This window comes from Mesorhizobium sp. B3-1-9 (assembly GCF_006439595.1).
Taxonomy (GTDB): domain Bacteria; phylum Pseudomonadota; class Alphaproteobacteria; order Rhizobiales; family Rhizobiaceae; genus Mesorhizobium.
This window is the reverse complement of record NZ_VFTJ01000004.1, coordinates 31,720-45,470: the sequence shown is the minus strand read 5'-3', so window position 1 is coordinate 45,470 and position 13,751 is coordinate 31,720. Positions and strand designations below refer to the sequence as shown.

Sequence of the window (13,751 nt, the reverse complement as noted above, 5' to 3'; positions counted from 1 at the left end):
ATAACCTCAGAGTTAATGAAACGCCGCAAAATATCATTTTACCGAACCAAACCGCTCGTGCAATGTGGCTTCGGAGGATCGAAATCGTGCCATTCGTCAGCATAGGCGGCGTCACGCTGCACCACCGCCATATCGAGGCGCCCGGCACGTCGCGTCCGATCGTCTTCATCAATTCGCTGGGCACCGATTTCCGCATCTGGGACGACGTCGTCGCGCGGCTTGCTGGTGAAATGCCGATGCTGGTCTACGACAAGCGCGGCCACGGATTGTCGGACTTCGGCGGCGGCGTACGTTCCATCGACGACCATGTTGATGATCTGGCAGCCCTCATCGACCATTTCGGTTTCGACAAGGTCGTGCTCTTCGGCCTGTCCGTCGGCGGCATGATTGCGCAGCGGCTCTATGCCCGCCATCCCGAATGTGTAGAGGCTCTGATCCTCAGCGACACGGCGCACAAGATCGGCACCGCCGAAAGCTGGAACACGCGCATCGCGACTGTCGAGCGCGACGGCATCGAGGCGATCGCCGAAGGCATCATGAAAGTGTGGTTCACGCCGCAATTCCATGCCAAGCGTGCGGCGGACCTGGCCGGCTGCTGCAACATGCTGACCAGGCAGGCACTGCCTGGTTACATCGGCACATGCATGGCGGTGCGCGATGCCGATTTCACCGACAGCGCGCGACGCATCGCGGTGCCGACGCTTTGCATCGTCGGCGACCAGGACGGTTCGACGCCGCCGGATCTTGTCCGCTCGCTGGCCGGAATGATCCCCGGCGCACGCTTCGAAGTGATCCGCGATGCCGCGCATATCCCGTGTATCGAGCAGCCCGAAGCGCTCGTCACTCTGATCCGCGATTTCGTCGCCTCATTGCCTGAGGGAAAGTCTGCTCATGGATGATGTCACGAAGAACCGCTACCGTACCGGGCTCGAGGTCCGCCGCTCCGTGCTCGGCAGTCCGCATGTCGACCGCGCCGAGGATGCAGCGACCGATTTCGACCGGCCCTTCCAGCAGTTGATCACCGAAGCCGCCTGGGGAACGGTATGGGCGCGACCCGGCTGGTCGAAGCGCGAGCGCTCGATCGTGACGCTGGCGCTGCTTGCAGCGCTCGGCCATGACGAGGAAGTGGCCATGCATGTGCGCGCCACCGCCAATACGGGCGCCTCGCGCGACGACATCTGCGAGGCCTTCCTGCATGTCGCGATCTATGCCGGCGTGCCGGCCGCCAACCGCGCCTTCAAGATCGCCAAGCAGGTGTTCGCGCAGATGGACGGAGCCGATCATGGCTGAGACCGGCTCCAACCAGGCGCCGGAAGCCGGCGCCTTCTTCCAGCGCGACCGCCAATGGCATCCGCCAGCGTTGACGCCGAACTACAAAAGCTCGGTGCTGCGTTCGCCGCAGAAAGCGCTGCTGTCGTTCGACAACACGCTGTCGGAATTGACCGGCCCGGTGTTCGGGCACGCGATGCTCGGCGAGCTCGACAACGACATGATCCACAATTTCGCCAGACCCGGCGAGAGCGCCATCGGCGAGCGCATCATCGTTCATGGACGCGTGCTGGACGAGCGCGGCAAGGGCGTTCCTGGCGTGCTGCTCGAATTCTGGCAGGCCAATGCAGGCGGCCGCTACCGTCACAAGAAGGACGGATATCTTGCGCCGCTCGATCCGAATTTCGGCGGCTGCGGCCGCACCATCACCGGCGAGGACGGCGGCTACGCGTTTCGCACCGTCAGGCCCGGACCGTATCCCTGGCCGAACGGGCCGAACGACTGGCGGCCGGCGCACATCCATTTTTCCGTGTTCGGCCACGGCTTCGCGCAGCGGCTGATCACGCAGATGTATTTCGAGGGCGATCCGCTGATCTGGCGCTGTCCGATCGTCGGCGGCATTTCCAACAAGGTCGCGGTCGAGGCGCTGATCGCGGCGCTCGATATGCAGTCGACCATCCCGATGGACGCGCTTGCCTACAAGTTCGACATCGTGCTGCGCGGGCGGCGCTCGACGCTGTTCGAGAACAGGCCGGAGGGCAATTGATGACGCAGTCGCTCAACCGGCTGAAGGAGAGCCCTTCGCAGACCGCTGGACCCTATGTGCATATCGGGCTGACGCCCAATTTCTGCGGTATAGGCGGCGTCTATGCGAGCGACCTCGGTTCGGCGATGGTCAACGGTGAGACCAAGGGCGAGCGCATCGAGTTGCGCATCCGCGTGCTCGACGGCACCGGCACGCCGCTCAAGGACGCGCTGGTCGAGATCTGGCAGGCGGATGCCGAGGGGATCTACAACTCACCGGCCGAGATGCGCGGCGCCGCCGATCCAAACTTCCAGGGCTGGGGCCGGCAGCCGACCGACATGGAAACGGGCGTCTGCCTGTTCCGGACGATCAAGCCGGGTCGGGTACCGTTCCGCGACGGGCGGCCGATGGCGCCGCATATCACGCTGTGGATCGTGGCACGCGGCATCAATATCGGCCTGCACACTAGGCTCTACTTCTCCGACGAGGAGAAGGCCAATGCCGCGGACCCTATCCTTGCGCGCATCGAGCATCGCCTGCGCGTGCCGACGCTGATCGCCGAGCGTCAGGGCAATACCTACGTCTTCGATATCCATTTGCAGGGCGAAAAGGAGACGGTCTTCTTCGACAGCTGACCGTGGCCGCCATGACCGTTTCGCCCTTCGATCACCCGCTGCTTTCCGGCCTGCTCGGCGACGAAGAGGCGGCCAGGTATTTCTCCGTCGAAGCCGACATCGCTGCGATGCTCGCTTTCGAGCGGACACTGGCCGAGGCGGAAGCCGAATGCGGCGTCATTCCACGTGATGCCGCGGCAGCGATCGTGAAAGCACTGGGATCGTTCCGGCCGGATACGACCAAGCTGAAGGCGGGCGTCGCCAAGGATGGCGTCGTGGTGCCGGAACTGGTGCGCCAGATCAAGGCTGCTGTCGGAGCGCCGCACGATACGCACGTTCATTTCGGCGCGACCAGCCAGGATGTCATCGATAGCGCGCTGGTGCTCAGGCTGCGCGGCGCGGTCGACCATATCGGCCTGCTGCTCGGCGAGAACATCGTGCGCCTCACCGGGCTGGAACTGGACTTCGGGAGCCGCGAGCTCATGGCGACGACGCGCATGCAGCCGGCAATACAAATAACTGCGCGCGATCGGGTCGTTTCGTGGCGGGTGCCGCTTGAGCGTCACCAGGAACGCTTGAAAGAGCTCTCGGGTCGGTTGCTAGTGGTTCAGTTCGGCGGCGCCGCAGGCACGCTGGAAAAGCTCGGCGGCAAGGCCGGCGCGGTGCGCGCCGCGCTCGCCGCCAAGCTCGGTCTTGCCGATGCGCCGCAATGGCATAGCCAGCGCGATACGCTTGCCGAATTCGCCGGCTGGCTGTCGCTGGCGACCGGCGGCCTCGGCAAGTTCGGACAGGACGTTGCGCTGATGGCGCAGACGGGCTCCGAGATCAAGCTGTCCGGCGGCGGCGGTTCCTCGGCCATGCCGCACAAGCAGAATCCGGTGAAGGCGGAAGCTTTGGTGGCGCTGGCGCGCTTCAACGCCACGCAGCTCTCCGGGATGCATCAGGCACTGGTGCATGAGCAGGAGCGCTCGGGCGCGGCCTGGACGCTGGAATGGCTCATCCTGCCGCAGATGGTCGTGGCGACCGCGGCCGCGCTCAGGCTTGCGGCCGAGTTGGCCGGACAGATCGAGAGCCTCGGTCATTGATGCGCACACGGGTCGCCATCATTGGGTCCGGACCGTCCGGCCTGCTGCTCGGTCAGTTGCTCGCCACCATTGGCGTCGAGACGATCATGCTTGAACGGTCGAGCCGCGAGCATGTGCTTGGACGTGTGCGCGCGGGTGTGCTCGAACAGGGCACGGTCGACCTGCTCGGCCACGCGGGCGCGGCGGACAGGCTGCACGCCCAGGGCCTGCCGCATGCCGGCATCTCGCTCGCCTTCGATGGCCGCGCGCATCGCATCGACATGACAACGCTTACCGGCGGCAAGCATGTCACCGTCTATGGCCAGACCGAAGTGACGCTCGATCTGATGCAGAAGCGCGAAGCGGCGGGACTCCCCACCGTCTTCGAAACATCGAATGTCGCGCTGCATGATTTCGGCGGCGCGTCGCCCTTCGTCACCTACGACAAGGACGGCCTCACGCATCGTATCGACTGCGACTTCATCGCCGGCTGCGACGGCTACCACGGCGTCAGCCGCAAATCGGTGCCGGAAGGCGCGCTGAAGACGTTCGAGCGGCAATACCCATTCGGCTGGCTGGGCGTGCTGGCGGAGGTGCCTCCGGCCGACCACGAACTGGTCTATGCCAATCACGAGCGCGGTTTTGCGCTCTGCTCGATGCGGTCGCCGCAGCGCAGCCGCTACTATGTGCAGGTTCCCGCCGATGAGCGCGTCGAGGCCTGGTCCGACGACCGCTTCTGGGACGAGTTGCGCGGACGCCTGCCGCCGCGGATAGCGGCCGCCGTCACCACTGGGCCGTCCTTCGAGAAGTCGATCGCGGCGCTGCGCTCCTTCGTCGCCGAGCCGATGCGCTTCGGCAGGCTGTTCCTGGTCGGAGACGCCGCCCATATCGTGCCGCCGACCGGCGCCAAGGGCCTCAACCTCGCTGCCAGCGACGTGCGCTATCTGTTTGCTGGACTTCGCGAATTCTACAACGGGAAGTCAGAGGCCGGGCTCGACGCCTATTCGTCAAAAGCGCTGGCGCGAGTCTGGAAAGCGGTGCGCTTCTCCTGGTGGATGACGACGATCCTGCACCGTTTTCCCGAGACAGGCGAGTTCGGCCAACGCATCCAGGAAGCCGAGCTCGACTATCTCGTGCATTCCAAGGCTGCATCCACGGCAATGGCCGAAAACTACGTCGGTCTGCCCTATTGATCCGCCTGGGCGGTCAGACCCGCTCCAACGCGATGGCGATGCCCTGGCCGACGCCGATGCACATGGTGGCCAACGCGCGCTTGCCGCCGCGCTCGCGCAGCTCGAGCGCCGCCGTGCCGGTAATGCGGGCGCCGGACATGCCGAGCGGATGGCCGAGCGCGATCGCGCCGCCGTTGGGGTTCACATGCTCCGCCTTCTCGGAAATTCCGAGTTGGCGGAGCACGGCAATGCCCTGGGAGGCGAAGGCTTCGTTCAATTCGACGACATCGAATTGTTCGGGTGTCAGGCCGAGGCGGGCGCAAAGCTTCTTCGTGGCCGGCGCCGGTCCGATGCCCATGATGCGCGGCGCCACACCGGCGACGGCACCGCCGAGGATGCGGGCGATCGGCGTCAGGCCATGCTTCTTCGCGGCTGCCTCGGACGCGATGATCAGGGCAGCAGCGCCGTCATTGACGCCGGAAGCGTTGCCGGCGGTGACGCTGCCGCCCTGGCGGAACGGCGTCGGCAGTTTGGCCAGCGTCTCGATGGTGGTGCCCGCGCGGGGGTGTTCGTCCTTCACGACGATGATCGCGTCGCCTTTCCTCTGCGGGATGGTCACCGGCGCGATCTCCTTCGCCAACCGGCCATTGGCTTGCGCGGCGACCGCCTTGTCCTGGCTGCGTACCGCGAAGGCGTCCTGGTCGGCTCTGCTGACGGAAAAATCCTCGGCGACGTTCTCACCGGTCTCCGGCATGGAGTCGACGCCATACAGCGTCTTCATCAGCGGATTGACGAAGCGCCAGCCGATGGTGGTGTCGTAAATCTCGGCGTTGCGCGAGAAGGCGGTGTCGGCCTTCGGCATGACGAAGGGCGCTCGGCTCATCGATTCGACGCCGCCGGCAATCACCAGCTCGGCCTCGCCTGATTTGATGGCGCGCGCGGCGATGGTGACGGCATCCATGCCCGAGCCGCACAAACGGTTGACGGTCGAACCTGGAATGTCCTGCGGGAGGCCGGCAAGCAGCAGCGCCATGCGCGCTACATTGCGATTGTCCTCGCCGGCCTGGTTGGCGCAGCCATAGACGACGTCATCGACGGCCGCCCAGTCGACGCCGGCATTGCGCCCGACCAGCGCCTTCAACGGAATCGCGCCGAGATCGTCGGCGCGGACGGAGGACAGCGCGCCGCCGAAGCGGCCGATGGGCGTGCGGATGTAATCGCAGATGAAGGCTTCGGTCATCTAGGCAGCTTTCCCTTTGGCGGCCCCTTGATGCGCCGCCTTGGTGCGGGCCTGCAGGTCGCGCAATGTCTTCAGCTCGAGTTCTGTCGGCGCCGGCGTCTCGTCAAGGGCCTGCGCGAACTTGACCGTCCAGCCACAGGCTTCCTGCACCTGCTCGCGGCTGACGCCCGGATGCAGCGAGACGACGGTGAATTCCTTGGTCACCGGGTCCGGCTTCCAGATGGCAAGGTCGGTGATCAGCAAAGTCGGGCCGGCCGTGTCGATGCCGAGGCGCTTGCGGTGGTCGCCACCGTCGCCATGGCCGAAGGAGGTGAAGAAGTCGATCTTCTCGACCATGCCGCGCTTCGACTGCGCCATGGTGATGTAGACCTGCCTCGACGAGGTGGCGATCTCCGGCGCGCCGCCGCCGCCGGGCAGGCGGGTCTTGGGATGCGCGTAGTCGCCGATGACCGTGGTGTTGATGTTGCCGAACTTGTCGAGCTGGGCGGCGCCCAGGAAGCCGATCGAGATACGGCCGCCCTGCAGCCAGTAGCGGAACATCTCCGGCACCGCGACCGTGGTGACCGCGGTCTCGCACAATTCGCCGTCGCCGATCGAGAGCGGCAGCACGTCGGGCGCGGTGCCGATGGTGCCGCTTTCGTAGATCAAGGTGATGTCGGGAGCATGCGTCAGCCGCGCGACATTGCAGGCGGCCGACGGCGCGCCGATACCGACGAAGCAGACATCGTCGCTTTTCAGCGCGCGGCTGGCGGCGATCGTCATCATCTCGTTTGGGGTGAAACCCATATCCTTCGCGTCGCTCATGCGGCTTTCCTCAGATGCTCGACTCGACCGGCAAAGTCGTCCGCGCTGCTCTCGATGACGTTCTTCTGGATCCAGGCCTGGAAGCGGTCGCGGTCGGCGGCGATCTCGTCCCATTCCAGATAGGCGGCGTTGTCGCGCTCGTAGTAGCCATGCGCGTAGGAGGGGTGCGAGCCGCCCGGCACGACCGAGATCGCCGCGATCGTCCAGTTCGGCAGCACGGTAAGATTGGGGTGGAGGTCATCGAAATTGTCCACGACTTCCTCGACCGTCACCACGGCGCGCTTTGCGGCAAGAACGGCCTCCTTCTGGATGCCGATAATGCCCTCGACCAGCACGTTGCCTTTCCGGTCCGCCTTCTGCGCATGGATGAAGGTGACGTCGGGCCGGATCGCCGGAACGGCGGCAAGCACCTCGCCGGTGAACGGGCAGGTCACGGATTTGATGTTCGGATTGACCGTGGCGAGACCGGCGCCGCGATAGCCGCGAAACACCGCGCAGGGCAGGCCGGCGGCGCCCGCTTCATAGGCGTTGGCCATGCCGGCATGGCTGTGTTCCTCGACCTCGATGGCGCGGGGAAAGCCATTCTCGATGGCGTCGCGGGCGCGCCTGAGCAGGCCGACGCCCGGATTGCCGACATAGGAGAAGACGACCTTCTTCGCCATGCCCATGCCGATCATCTGGTCGTAGATCAGGTCGGGCGTCATACGGATCAGCGTCAGCTCGCGAAAGCCCTGGCGGATCGCCTCATGCGCGGCCGCGGTTGGGATCAGATGCGTGAAGCCCTCGAAAGCGACGGTGTCGCCGTCATCCAGATTTTCCGCGACCGCCTCTTTCAGCGGCAGGAACTTGACCATCTCCAAACCCCACGAAAAAGTTCGCATTGCGAACATCTGTTTTATATGAGATATTTCTAACTCCGAGCTCTGCATTGAGTCAACGCCGGCCTGGAGGCGCTCGTGGGAGAGGAAGTAATTTCGCGCGACCATGTCGGCTCGCTGGAACGCGGCCTGGCGGTGATGGAAATCCTTGCGCGCCATCCGGCCGGCATGACGCTGACCGAGATGGCCGAAGAGGCGGATCTCACGCGCGCCGGCGCCCGCCGCTTTCTGCTGACATTGGTCGCCACGGGCTATGCGACGCAGTCCGGCCGGCTTTTTTCGCTATCGCCGCGTCTTTTGACGGTCGCGCGGACCTGGCTCGGCGGCGCATCGCTCTGGACGTTCGCGGCGCCGATCATGCGCGAGGTGGCGGGCAAATTCAACGAGGCCTGTAACGCGGCGGTGCTATCGGGTGAGGACGTCGTCTATGTTGCGCGCATCCCCGGACGGCGGATCTTAAGCGTCGCGCTCGATGTAGGCACGCGGCTGCCGGCCTATTGCACCTCGATGGGGCGGGTGCTGCTTTCCGGTCTGGCGGCGGACGACTTGAAGACCTTCCTGGCGCAAGCGAGCATCGAGCGGCGGACGCCGAAGACGATCACCGGCCGCGCCGCGCTCGGCAAGGCCATCGACAAGGCGAGGGCGGAGGGCTTTGCCATCGTCGACGAGGAACTGGAGCTCGGGCTGCGCTCGATCGCGGTGCCGATCGTCGATCGGGCCGGCCGCACCGTCGCCGCCATCAACGTCTCGACGCAGTCGGCGCGTTTCTCGGTCGAGGCGATGGAGCGCGACATCCTGCCGGTGCTGCGCAGCGCCAAGCGGCGGGTCGAGGAATTTTTCTTCGTTTGAAATACGGGTTTCGTCGCTGGTCGACCAATTGTCGGAAGTCGGCGCTGCCCCTCATCGCCCCCAAAGAGATTGCATGGCGGAACTGACTCGCATCCGCCGTTTGCACAAGTCCTTTCTGACACCCATCAGGGTGCAAAAAGGTCATCATCCTCTGTTGCAAGCTGTTTTTCGGTTCTTGCTATTAGAGTGCTTCCGTCCGCGCCGCGGTAGACCTCGCCCCCCATCGCCGGGAGCCCTGACATGAATTCCCTGAGGTCGCTCTCTTCGCCGCACAAGGCCATTACGCGGTAGTTTTCATTCCATTCTGTAGCCAGCGACCACATCTGCTTGTCCGGATGCTTGCGGATTGCCAACCGAAAGTGCCCGCTTGCGGTGGTGAAAACCAGTTGCGGCTCCCAACTGCGAGTGCGAGCCATAAACGCCCGCGCGACATCATTCCCCCAGTCTCTCTTAGAGACGGCTTGGATTTCGGCATATACGCCTGGTAGCTCCGGCCCGCATCCATCTCCTGGATTGAAGGTGAGATAGAAGAAGAATGCCTGGAAATGGTAGGCGGCGAGGTCGAACGCCCGCTCGGGCGAGATGACAGCTTGGCCGGTAAAGTTGAAGGTGACCGAAACACCCTTCGCGAGCTCGCCTTTCACAACAAGGTTCGGCTGGCTATCTCCTACGGCCTTTCCAGTGTGTCGACTGCTGGCCTTTGTGGCCTTATGGGCGGCGTCTTTTGCCAGTTGAGGATGGGATCCAAAATGCTGGCCAGAAACGTCAGGCTGCATGGTTATCGCGGATATATCGTCTTCGAGGTCGGCTTTGTTGCCGTTGCAGTTATCGCACGCCTTCAGGATCAGGTTCCATTGATTTTCCAGCGTTCCCTTGGGAACGAACTTTCGGCCGACGACGTGTTCTGTACTTTCGTTCCCCGGTGATAGATCGATCCGGCAGTAGGGGCAAACCCGGTTGCGCAGTATGACGACCCTGTTGGATGGCATTCATGGAAACCTTGTGGGATGCCCAGCACCGTTACCGCTATTTTCGCCCAACGTCTTGGCAGATTTTTTCATGCGACTCCGCCCGCTGGTTGTGGTGCTCGTAACGAGGTCGTGCAATTTCAGCCCTGACTGCTAGCCAAAGCCTTCGGACAGTTCCCTGCGTGCTGCCCGTCAAGAGGCCGCTAACGCCGCTCACCACGAACTCGTTGACTCCATCTCTCTTTTCTAATATTGAACAGGATTATACAGGTTCATTGAACAGGTATCGATATGGCTCGTCGCGCGATGCAGATCACTCCCGGCACGGGCAAGCCAGAGCAGATCGCAACGGTTCTGGAACATGAGATACGCTCCGGCCTGCTCGGCTTCGGCGACCGCCTGCAGAGCGAGAGCGAACTTGTCCAACGCTTCTCCGTCAGTCGCAACACGGTCCGCAAGGGGCTGGAGGAACTGTCGAGCCGCGGGCTGATTACCACCAAGGTCGGCATCGGCTCCTTCGTGACCTTCGACGGCATGCCGGTCGACGACGCGATCGGCTGGTCGCGCGCGCTTGCCAATGCGGGCGCCAATGCCGAGACTCGCACATTGCGGCTCGAGATCATCGAGGACGCGGAACTGGCGGCCAGGCTCGGCGTCGCGAGCGCGTCCTTCATCGCGGTCGACCGCGCCCGCACCAATGCCGATGACGGCCATGCAATCTCGATCGAGCGCAGCCGGCTGCCGCTATCGCCCGAATTGGAAGATATACCCCTGCGCGGCCTGCGCGAAGGCTCGCTGCACCAGACGCTGCGCGGGGCAGGGCTGGTGCCCGATCACGGCGAGGAGTGGGTCGATATCGAGATGCTGAGCGCGGCCGACGCCGCGATCCTCGCCTGCGCGCCCGGCACGCCGTTCCTGCGCACACGCCGCCTGACGCGCGCCGCCGACGGGCGCGCCATCGAATTCGTCACCAGCCTGCTCAACCCCGCGCATTTCGCGCTTCACCTGGAGTTCTGAGCATGGCGGCCGACGCGATTGATCGGGCAATGGGCGCGCTGATCGGCGGGGCGCTTGGCGATGCGCTGGGCATGCCGACGCAGCTTCTGTCGCCGGCCCGCATCGCCGCGCTCTACGGCCATGTCGAGGATTTCGTCGCGCCTGCCGCCGACCACCCGGTCTCGAAGGGACTGCCGGCCGGCGCGATCACCGACGACACCGAGCAAGCGCTGCTGCTTGGCCGCATCCTGGTCGAGTCCGGCGAGCGCTTGGACCATGCGCGCTGGGTCAACGCGCTGCTCGACTGGGAGCGCGACGTCAAGGCGCGCGGCAGCTACGACCTGCTTGGACCATCGACCAAGCGCGCCATCGACGCCATCAACAGCGGCGTGCCGGCCGAAGAGGCCGGACGCAGCGGCGACACCAATGGCGCGGCAATGCGCATCGCGCCGGTCGGCATCATGATGCCGCCGGAGCCGCTCGACGCGCTGGTCGCTAAAGTCGCGGAGACCTGCCGGGCCACGCACAACACCTCGATAGCCATTGCCTCGGCTGCGGCGGTCGCCGCCGCGGTCAGCCTCGGTGTCTCGGGTGGCGACTGGCGGGCCGCTTCCGGCCATGCCGCCGCGGCTGCAAGACTGGGTGCGGCGCTCGGCCATTGGGTCACCGGCGGCGACATCGCCGCGCGCATTCTCTGGGCGCAGTCGCTTGTCCGCGGCAAGGCGGAGAAGGAAGCAATCAAGCTGATCGTCGACCTGGTCGGCACGGGCGTCGCCAGCCAGGAATCGGTGCCGGCGGCATTCGCGGTGCTGGAGGTCGCGCAAGGCGATGCATGGCGGGCTGCGGTGATCGCGGCCAATCTCGGCGGCGACACCGACACGATCGGGGCGATTGCCGCCGGCATGGCCGGCGCCTGCGCCGGCCTGTCGAGACTGCCGCAGGATCGCATCCCCGAATTGCATGGCATCGACATCGCGGATGTCCGCGCGCTGGTTGGGGATCTGGTCGCGGCCCGGACGGCCAAGACCGGTCCAGGCAAGGAGAACGCGGCGTGAGTGGGCGGCTCGTCCATGTCGGCAGCGCGGTCGTCGACTATGTCTACCGCATCGAGGCCTTGCCGGCGGCCGGCACGGAAAAGACCGCGTCAGCTTACGCGCGCGTCGCCGGCGGCGGCTTCAACATGATGGTCGCGGCAAGCCGCACCGGCATGAAGGTGGTATTCGGCGGCCAACTCGGCACCGGGCCGGACGGAGACTTCCTGCGCGCCGCCTTCGCGGCAGAAGGCATCGAGGCGCTGACGCCGCCGTCGCCCTTCATGGATAGCGGCAATTGTGTTGCCATGATCAGCAGCGACGCGGAGCGAACCTTCGTCTCGTGGCCGGGCGCCGAGAGCCGGCTCACGCTCGACATGATGGCGCCCGTCCACGTCGTTCCCGGCGATTGGGTTTTCACCTCCGGCTATACGCTGAGCTATCCCGGCAGCCGTGACGCGCTCACCGACTGGATCGAGGGGCTGCCGGCCGACATTCCTTTGGTCTTCGATCCGACGCCGGTGATCGCCGATATTCCGCGGCCGATCCTGGACAGGGTGCTGGCGCGCGCGACCTGGCTGAGCTGCAACACCGACGAGGCCGCAGAGATTGCCGGCGCCGGCGACGCCCAAACCGTCGCCATCCGGTTGCTCGCCGAGCATTGCCCCAGAGCCGAAGGCGTCGTCATCCGCGCCGGCGCGCATGGTTGCCTGGTGCGCATGGCCGACGGCGGTACCCGCGCGGTGCCCGGCTTCGAGGTGGAGGCCGTCGATACCAATGGCGCCGGCGACACGCATATCGGCGCCTTTGTCAGTGGCCTGTCGCACGGCATGCGCCCTTGCGAGGCGGCCCGTTATGCCAACGCCGCCGCGGCCCTTTCCGTCACCCGCCATGGCGGGTCTTCGGCGCCGACCGATGAAGAGATCCAGGAGTTCCTGACCCAGCGAGGCGCAGCGACGGCCGCGCTTGGCCGAGCGGAAGCGACTTAACAAGCCCGTCAATCGGGCAAACAATGAGAGGAAAATACCATGCGCATGCCCAGACTGACCGCTTTTCTGACGGCCACCGCCGTCTTCGTCTCCGCATTCACGGTTTGTGTATTCCCTTTGGCAGCACAAGCGGCCGAGGAAGTGCATGTGCTCAACTGGAAGGGCTATGGCGCCGACGAGCCGTGGGCGGTCGCCAATTTCGAGAAGGCGACCGGCTTCAAGGTGGTCAACGACTTCTTCAACTCCGAACAGGAGATGCTGACCAAGATCCGCACCAATCCCGGTCTCTACGACGTCGTCATGATCAATGCCGCCTTCAACGACCAGGCGATGGCCGGCAAGCTGATCCAGCCAATCGACGTCTCGAAGCTTTCCAACTATGCCGACATCGCCAAGGACAAGGCCGGCTCGCCGATGCTCAACCATGACGGCAAGGTCTATGGCGTGCCGTGGGTCTGGGGCCTGACGGCTCTGGCCATCAATGACAAGTCCTTCGACAAGCCGCCGACGAGCATCGCCGAGATGTGGAACCCGGCGCATAAGGGCCGCGTCATCATCCGCGACGACGCCGTCGAGGCGGTGCAGTTCGGCGCGCTCGCTTCGGGGCAGAACATCAACGACATCAAGGATATGGAAGCGGTCAAGGCGAAGCTGACTTCGCTGATGCCGCAGATCAAGACCTTCTGGAGCTCGGAAAACGACTGGAACCAGATGGTCGCTTCCAACCAGATCGATATCGGCACCTATTGGAGCGGTTCGGCCGATCGCGCCAAGACGCATTTCAAGCTGCCGGTCTCGCTGGTCATCCCGCAGGAAGGCTCGGTCGCCTGGCTGGATGCGTTCTCGATTCCCGTCGGCTCCAAGAACGTCGCCGGAGCCGAGGCCTTCATCAACTACATGATCGACCCGAAATTCTATGTCGAGTGGGTCACCAAGGTCGGCGCGCCGGTTTCGGCCAACACCAAGGCGGTCGATGCGCTGCCGGAGGACGCCTTCAACCGCAAGGTCATGGGCAGCCCGGACGTCGCCAAGCGCATCCAGTTCCAGGCGCCGATCACCGACGAGCAGCGCGAGAAATACCTGGCGCTGTGGCAGGAGCTGAAGGTCAACGTGAAGTAATCACGTCTTTCGG

At 64.8% G+C, this 13,751-nt stretch carries 15 protein-coding genes; 11 read left to right on the top strand and 4 right to left on the bottom strand.

The features are described from left to right. The first annotated feature begins 62 nt into the window (after positions 1 to 62). From pcaD to pobA, 6 genes are read left to right on the top strand one after another with little or no spacing between them, the layout of a single operon-like run. A complete protein-coding gene (pcaD, locus tag FJW07_RS08795; RefSeq protein WP_181166956.1) occupies positions 63 to 899 on the top strand; it encodes a 3-oxoadipate enol-lactonase in 837 nt (278 codons plus the stop codon). Next, a complete protein-coding gene (pcaC, locus tag FJW07_RS08790; protein ID WP_140640091.1) occupies positions 892 to 1,290 on the top strand; it encodes a 4-carboxymuconolactone decarboxylase in 399 nt (132 codons plus the stop codon). Before pcaD ends, pcaC begins: the two co-directional genes overlap by 8 nt. Beyond that, positions 1,283 to 2,035, top strand: a complete 753-nt coding sequence (pcaH, locus tag FJW07_RS08785; protein WP_181166955.1) for a protocatechuate 3,4-dioxygenase subunit beta — start codon at positions 1,283 to 1,285, stop codon at positions 2,033 to 2,035. The genes pcaC and pcaH overlap by 8 nt, the downstream gene beginning before the upstream one ends. Then, positions 2,035 to 2,649 (top strand): protocatechuate 3,4-dioxygenase subunit alpha, encoded by a 615-nt coding sequence (pcaG, locus tag FJW07_RS08780; RefSeq protein ID WP_140855834.1) that lies wholly within the window; start codon positions 2,035 to 2,037, stop codon positions 2,647 to 2,649. Before pcaH ends, pcaG begins: the two co-directional genes overlap by 1 nt. 11 nt (positions 2,650 to 2,660) lie before the next feature. After that, complete coding sequence (locus FJW07_RS08775; protein WP_140856216.1) at positions 2,661 to 3,713, top strand: 3-carboxy-cis,cis-muconate cycloisomerase; 1,053 nt, start codon at positions 2,661 to 2,663, stop codon at positions 3,711 to 3,713. Continuing rightward, positions 3,713 to 4,885, top strand: a complete 1,173-nt coding sequence (gene pobA, locus FJW07_RS08770; RefSeq protein ID WP_140855832.1) for a 4-hydroxybenzoate 3-monooxygenase — start codon at positions 3,713 to 3,715, stop codon at positions 4,883 to 4,885. Before FJW07_RS08775 ends, pobA begins: the two co-directional genes overlap by 1 nt. A gap of 13 nt (positions 4,886 to 4,898) precedes the next feature. On the opposite strand, the gene pcaF is transcribed toward pobA, so the two are convergent. Genes pcaF through FJW07_RS08755 form a run of 3 tightly spaced genes read right to left on the bottom strand, consistent with a single transcriptional unit; the run spans position 4,899 to position 7,762 of the window. After that, on the bottom strand, positions 4,899 to 6,104 hold the full coding sequence (pcaF, locus tag FJW07_RS08765; protein WP_140855830.1) for a 3-oxoadipyl-CoA thiolase: 1,206 nt from the start codon (positions 6,102 to 6,104) through the stop codon (positions 4,899 to 4,901). After that, positions 6,105 to 6,908: a CoA-transferase subunit beta gene (locus FJW07_RS08760; RefSeq protein ID WP_140855828.1), complete on the bottom strand. Its 804-nt coding sequence runs from the start codon at positions 6,906 to 6,908 to the stop codon at positions 6,105 to 6,107. Beyond that, positions 6,905 to 7,762: a CoA transferase subunit A gene (locus tag FJW07_RS08755; RefSeq protein WP_140855826.1), complete on the bottom strand. Its 858-nt coding sequence runs from the start codon at positions 7,760 to 7,762 to the stop codon at positions 6,905 to 6,907. The genes FJW07_RS08760 and FJW07_RS08755 overlap by 4 nt, the downstream gene beginning before the upstream one ends. Positions 7,763 to 7,864: 102 nt before the next feature. Here FJW07_RS08755 and FJW07_RS08750 point away from each other — a divergent pair, with 102 nt between their 5' ends. After that, positions 7,865 to 8,635: an IclR family transcriptional regulator C-terminal domain-containing protein gene (locus FJW07_RS08750; RefSeq protein ID WP_140855824.1), complete on the top strand. Its 771-nt coding sequence runs from the start codon at positions 7,865 to 7,867 to the stop codon at positions 8,633 to 8,635. Between the two features lie 125 nt (positions 8,636 to 8,760). Here FJW07_RS08750 and FJW07_RS08745 read toward each other — a convergent pair whose 3' ends face one another. After that, entirely contained in the window at positions 8,761 to 9,624 is an 864-nt protein-coding gene (locus FJW07_RS08745; RefSeq protein WP_140855822.1) for an HNH endonuclease signature motif containing protein, read from the bottom strand. A gap of 270 nt (positions 9,625 to 9,894) precedes the next feature. On the opposite strand from FJW07_RS08745, the gene FJW07_RS08740 reads away from it, so the two are divergent. From FJW07_RS08740 to FJW07_RS08725, 4 genes are read left to right on the top strand one after another with little or no spacing between them, the layout of a single operon-like run. Then, entirely contained in the window at positions 9,895 to 10,620 is a 726-nt protein-coding gene (locus FJW07_RS08740; RefSeq protein ID WP_140855820.1) for a GntR family transcriptional regulator, read from the top strand. A 2-nt stretch (positions 10,621 to 10,622) separates the two neighbouring features. Further along, positions 10,623 to 11,654, top strand: a complete 1,032-nt coding sequence (locus FJW07_RS08735; RefSeq protein ID WP_140855819.1) for an ADP-ribosylglycohydrolase family protein — start codon at positions 10,623 to 10,625, stop codon at positions 11,652 to 11,654. Further along, positions 11,651 to 12,619, top strand: a complete 969-nt coding sequence (locus FJW07_RS08730; RefSeq protein ID WP_140855817.1) for a PfkB family carbohydrate kinase — start codon at positions 11,651 to 11,653, stop codon at positions 12,617 to 12,619. Before FJW07_RS08735 ends, FJW07_RS08730 begins: the two co-directional genes overlap by 4 nt. A 39-nt stretch (positions 12,620 to 12,658) precedes the next feature. After that, entirely contained in the window at positions 12,659 to 13,738 is a 1,080-nt protein-coding gene (locus FJW07_RS08725) for an ABC transporter substrate-binding protein (protein WP_140783647.1), read from the top strand. Positions 13,739 to 13,751: the final 13 nt, after the last annotated feature.

Excerpts from the sequence above, each read along its gene's own strand:
- pcaD (WP_181166956.1), top strand. The coding sequence starts at position 63 with ATGTGGCTTCGGAGGATCGAAATCGTGCCATTCGTCAGCATAGGCGGC.
- pcaC (WP_140640091.1), top strand. The coding sequence starts at position 892 with ATGGATGATGTCACGAAGAACCGCTACCGTACCGGGCTCGAGGTCCGC.
- pcaH (WP_181166955.1), top strand. The coding sequence starts at position 1,283 with ATGGCTGAGACCGGCTCCAACCAGGCGCCGGAAGCCGGCGCCTTCTTC.
- pcaG (WP_140855834.1), top strand. The coding sequence starts at position 2,035 with ATGACGCAGTCGCTCAACCGGCTGAAGGAGAGCCCTTCGCAGACCGCT.
- FJW07_RS08775 (WP_140856216.1), top strand. The coding sequence starts at position 2,661 with ATGACCGTTTCGCCCTTCGATCACCCGCTGCTTTCCGGCCTGCTCGGC.
- pobA (WP_140855832.1), top strand. The coding sequence starts at position 3,713 with ATGCGCACACGGGTCGCCATCATTGGGTCCGGACCGTCCGGCCTGCTG.
- pcaF (WP_140855830.1), bottom strand. The coding sequence starts at position 6,104 with ATGACCGAAGCCTTCATCTGCGATTACATCCGCACGCCCATCGGCCGC.
- FJW07_RS08760 (WP_140855828.1), bottom strand. The coding sequence starts at position 6,908 with ATGAGCGACGCGAAGGATATGGGTTTCACCCCAAACGAGATGATGACG.
- FJW07_RS08755 (WP_140855826.1), bottom strand. The coding sequence starts at position 7,762 with ATGGTCAAGTTCCTGCCGCTGAAAGAGGCGGTCGCGGAAAATCTGGAT.
- FJW07_RS08745 (WP_140855822.1), bottom strand. The coding sequence starts at position 9,624 with ATGCCATCCAACAGGGTCGTCATACTGCGCAACCGGGTTTGCCCCTAC.
- FJW07_RS08740 (WP_140855820.1), top strand. The coding sequence starts at position 9,895 with ATGGCTCGTCGCGCGATGCAGATCACTCCCGGCACGGGCAAGCCAGAG.
- FJW07_RS08735 (WP_140855819.1), top strand. The coding sequence starts at position 10,623 with ATGGCGGCCGACGCGATTGATCGGGCAATGGGCGCGCTGATCGGCGGG.
- FJW07_RS08725 (WP_140783647.1), top strand. The coding sequence starts at position 12,659 with ATGCGCATGCCCAGACTGACCGCTTTTCTGACGGCCACCGCCGTCTTC.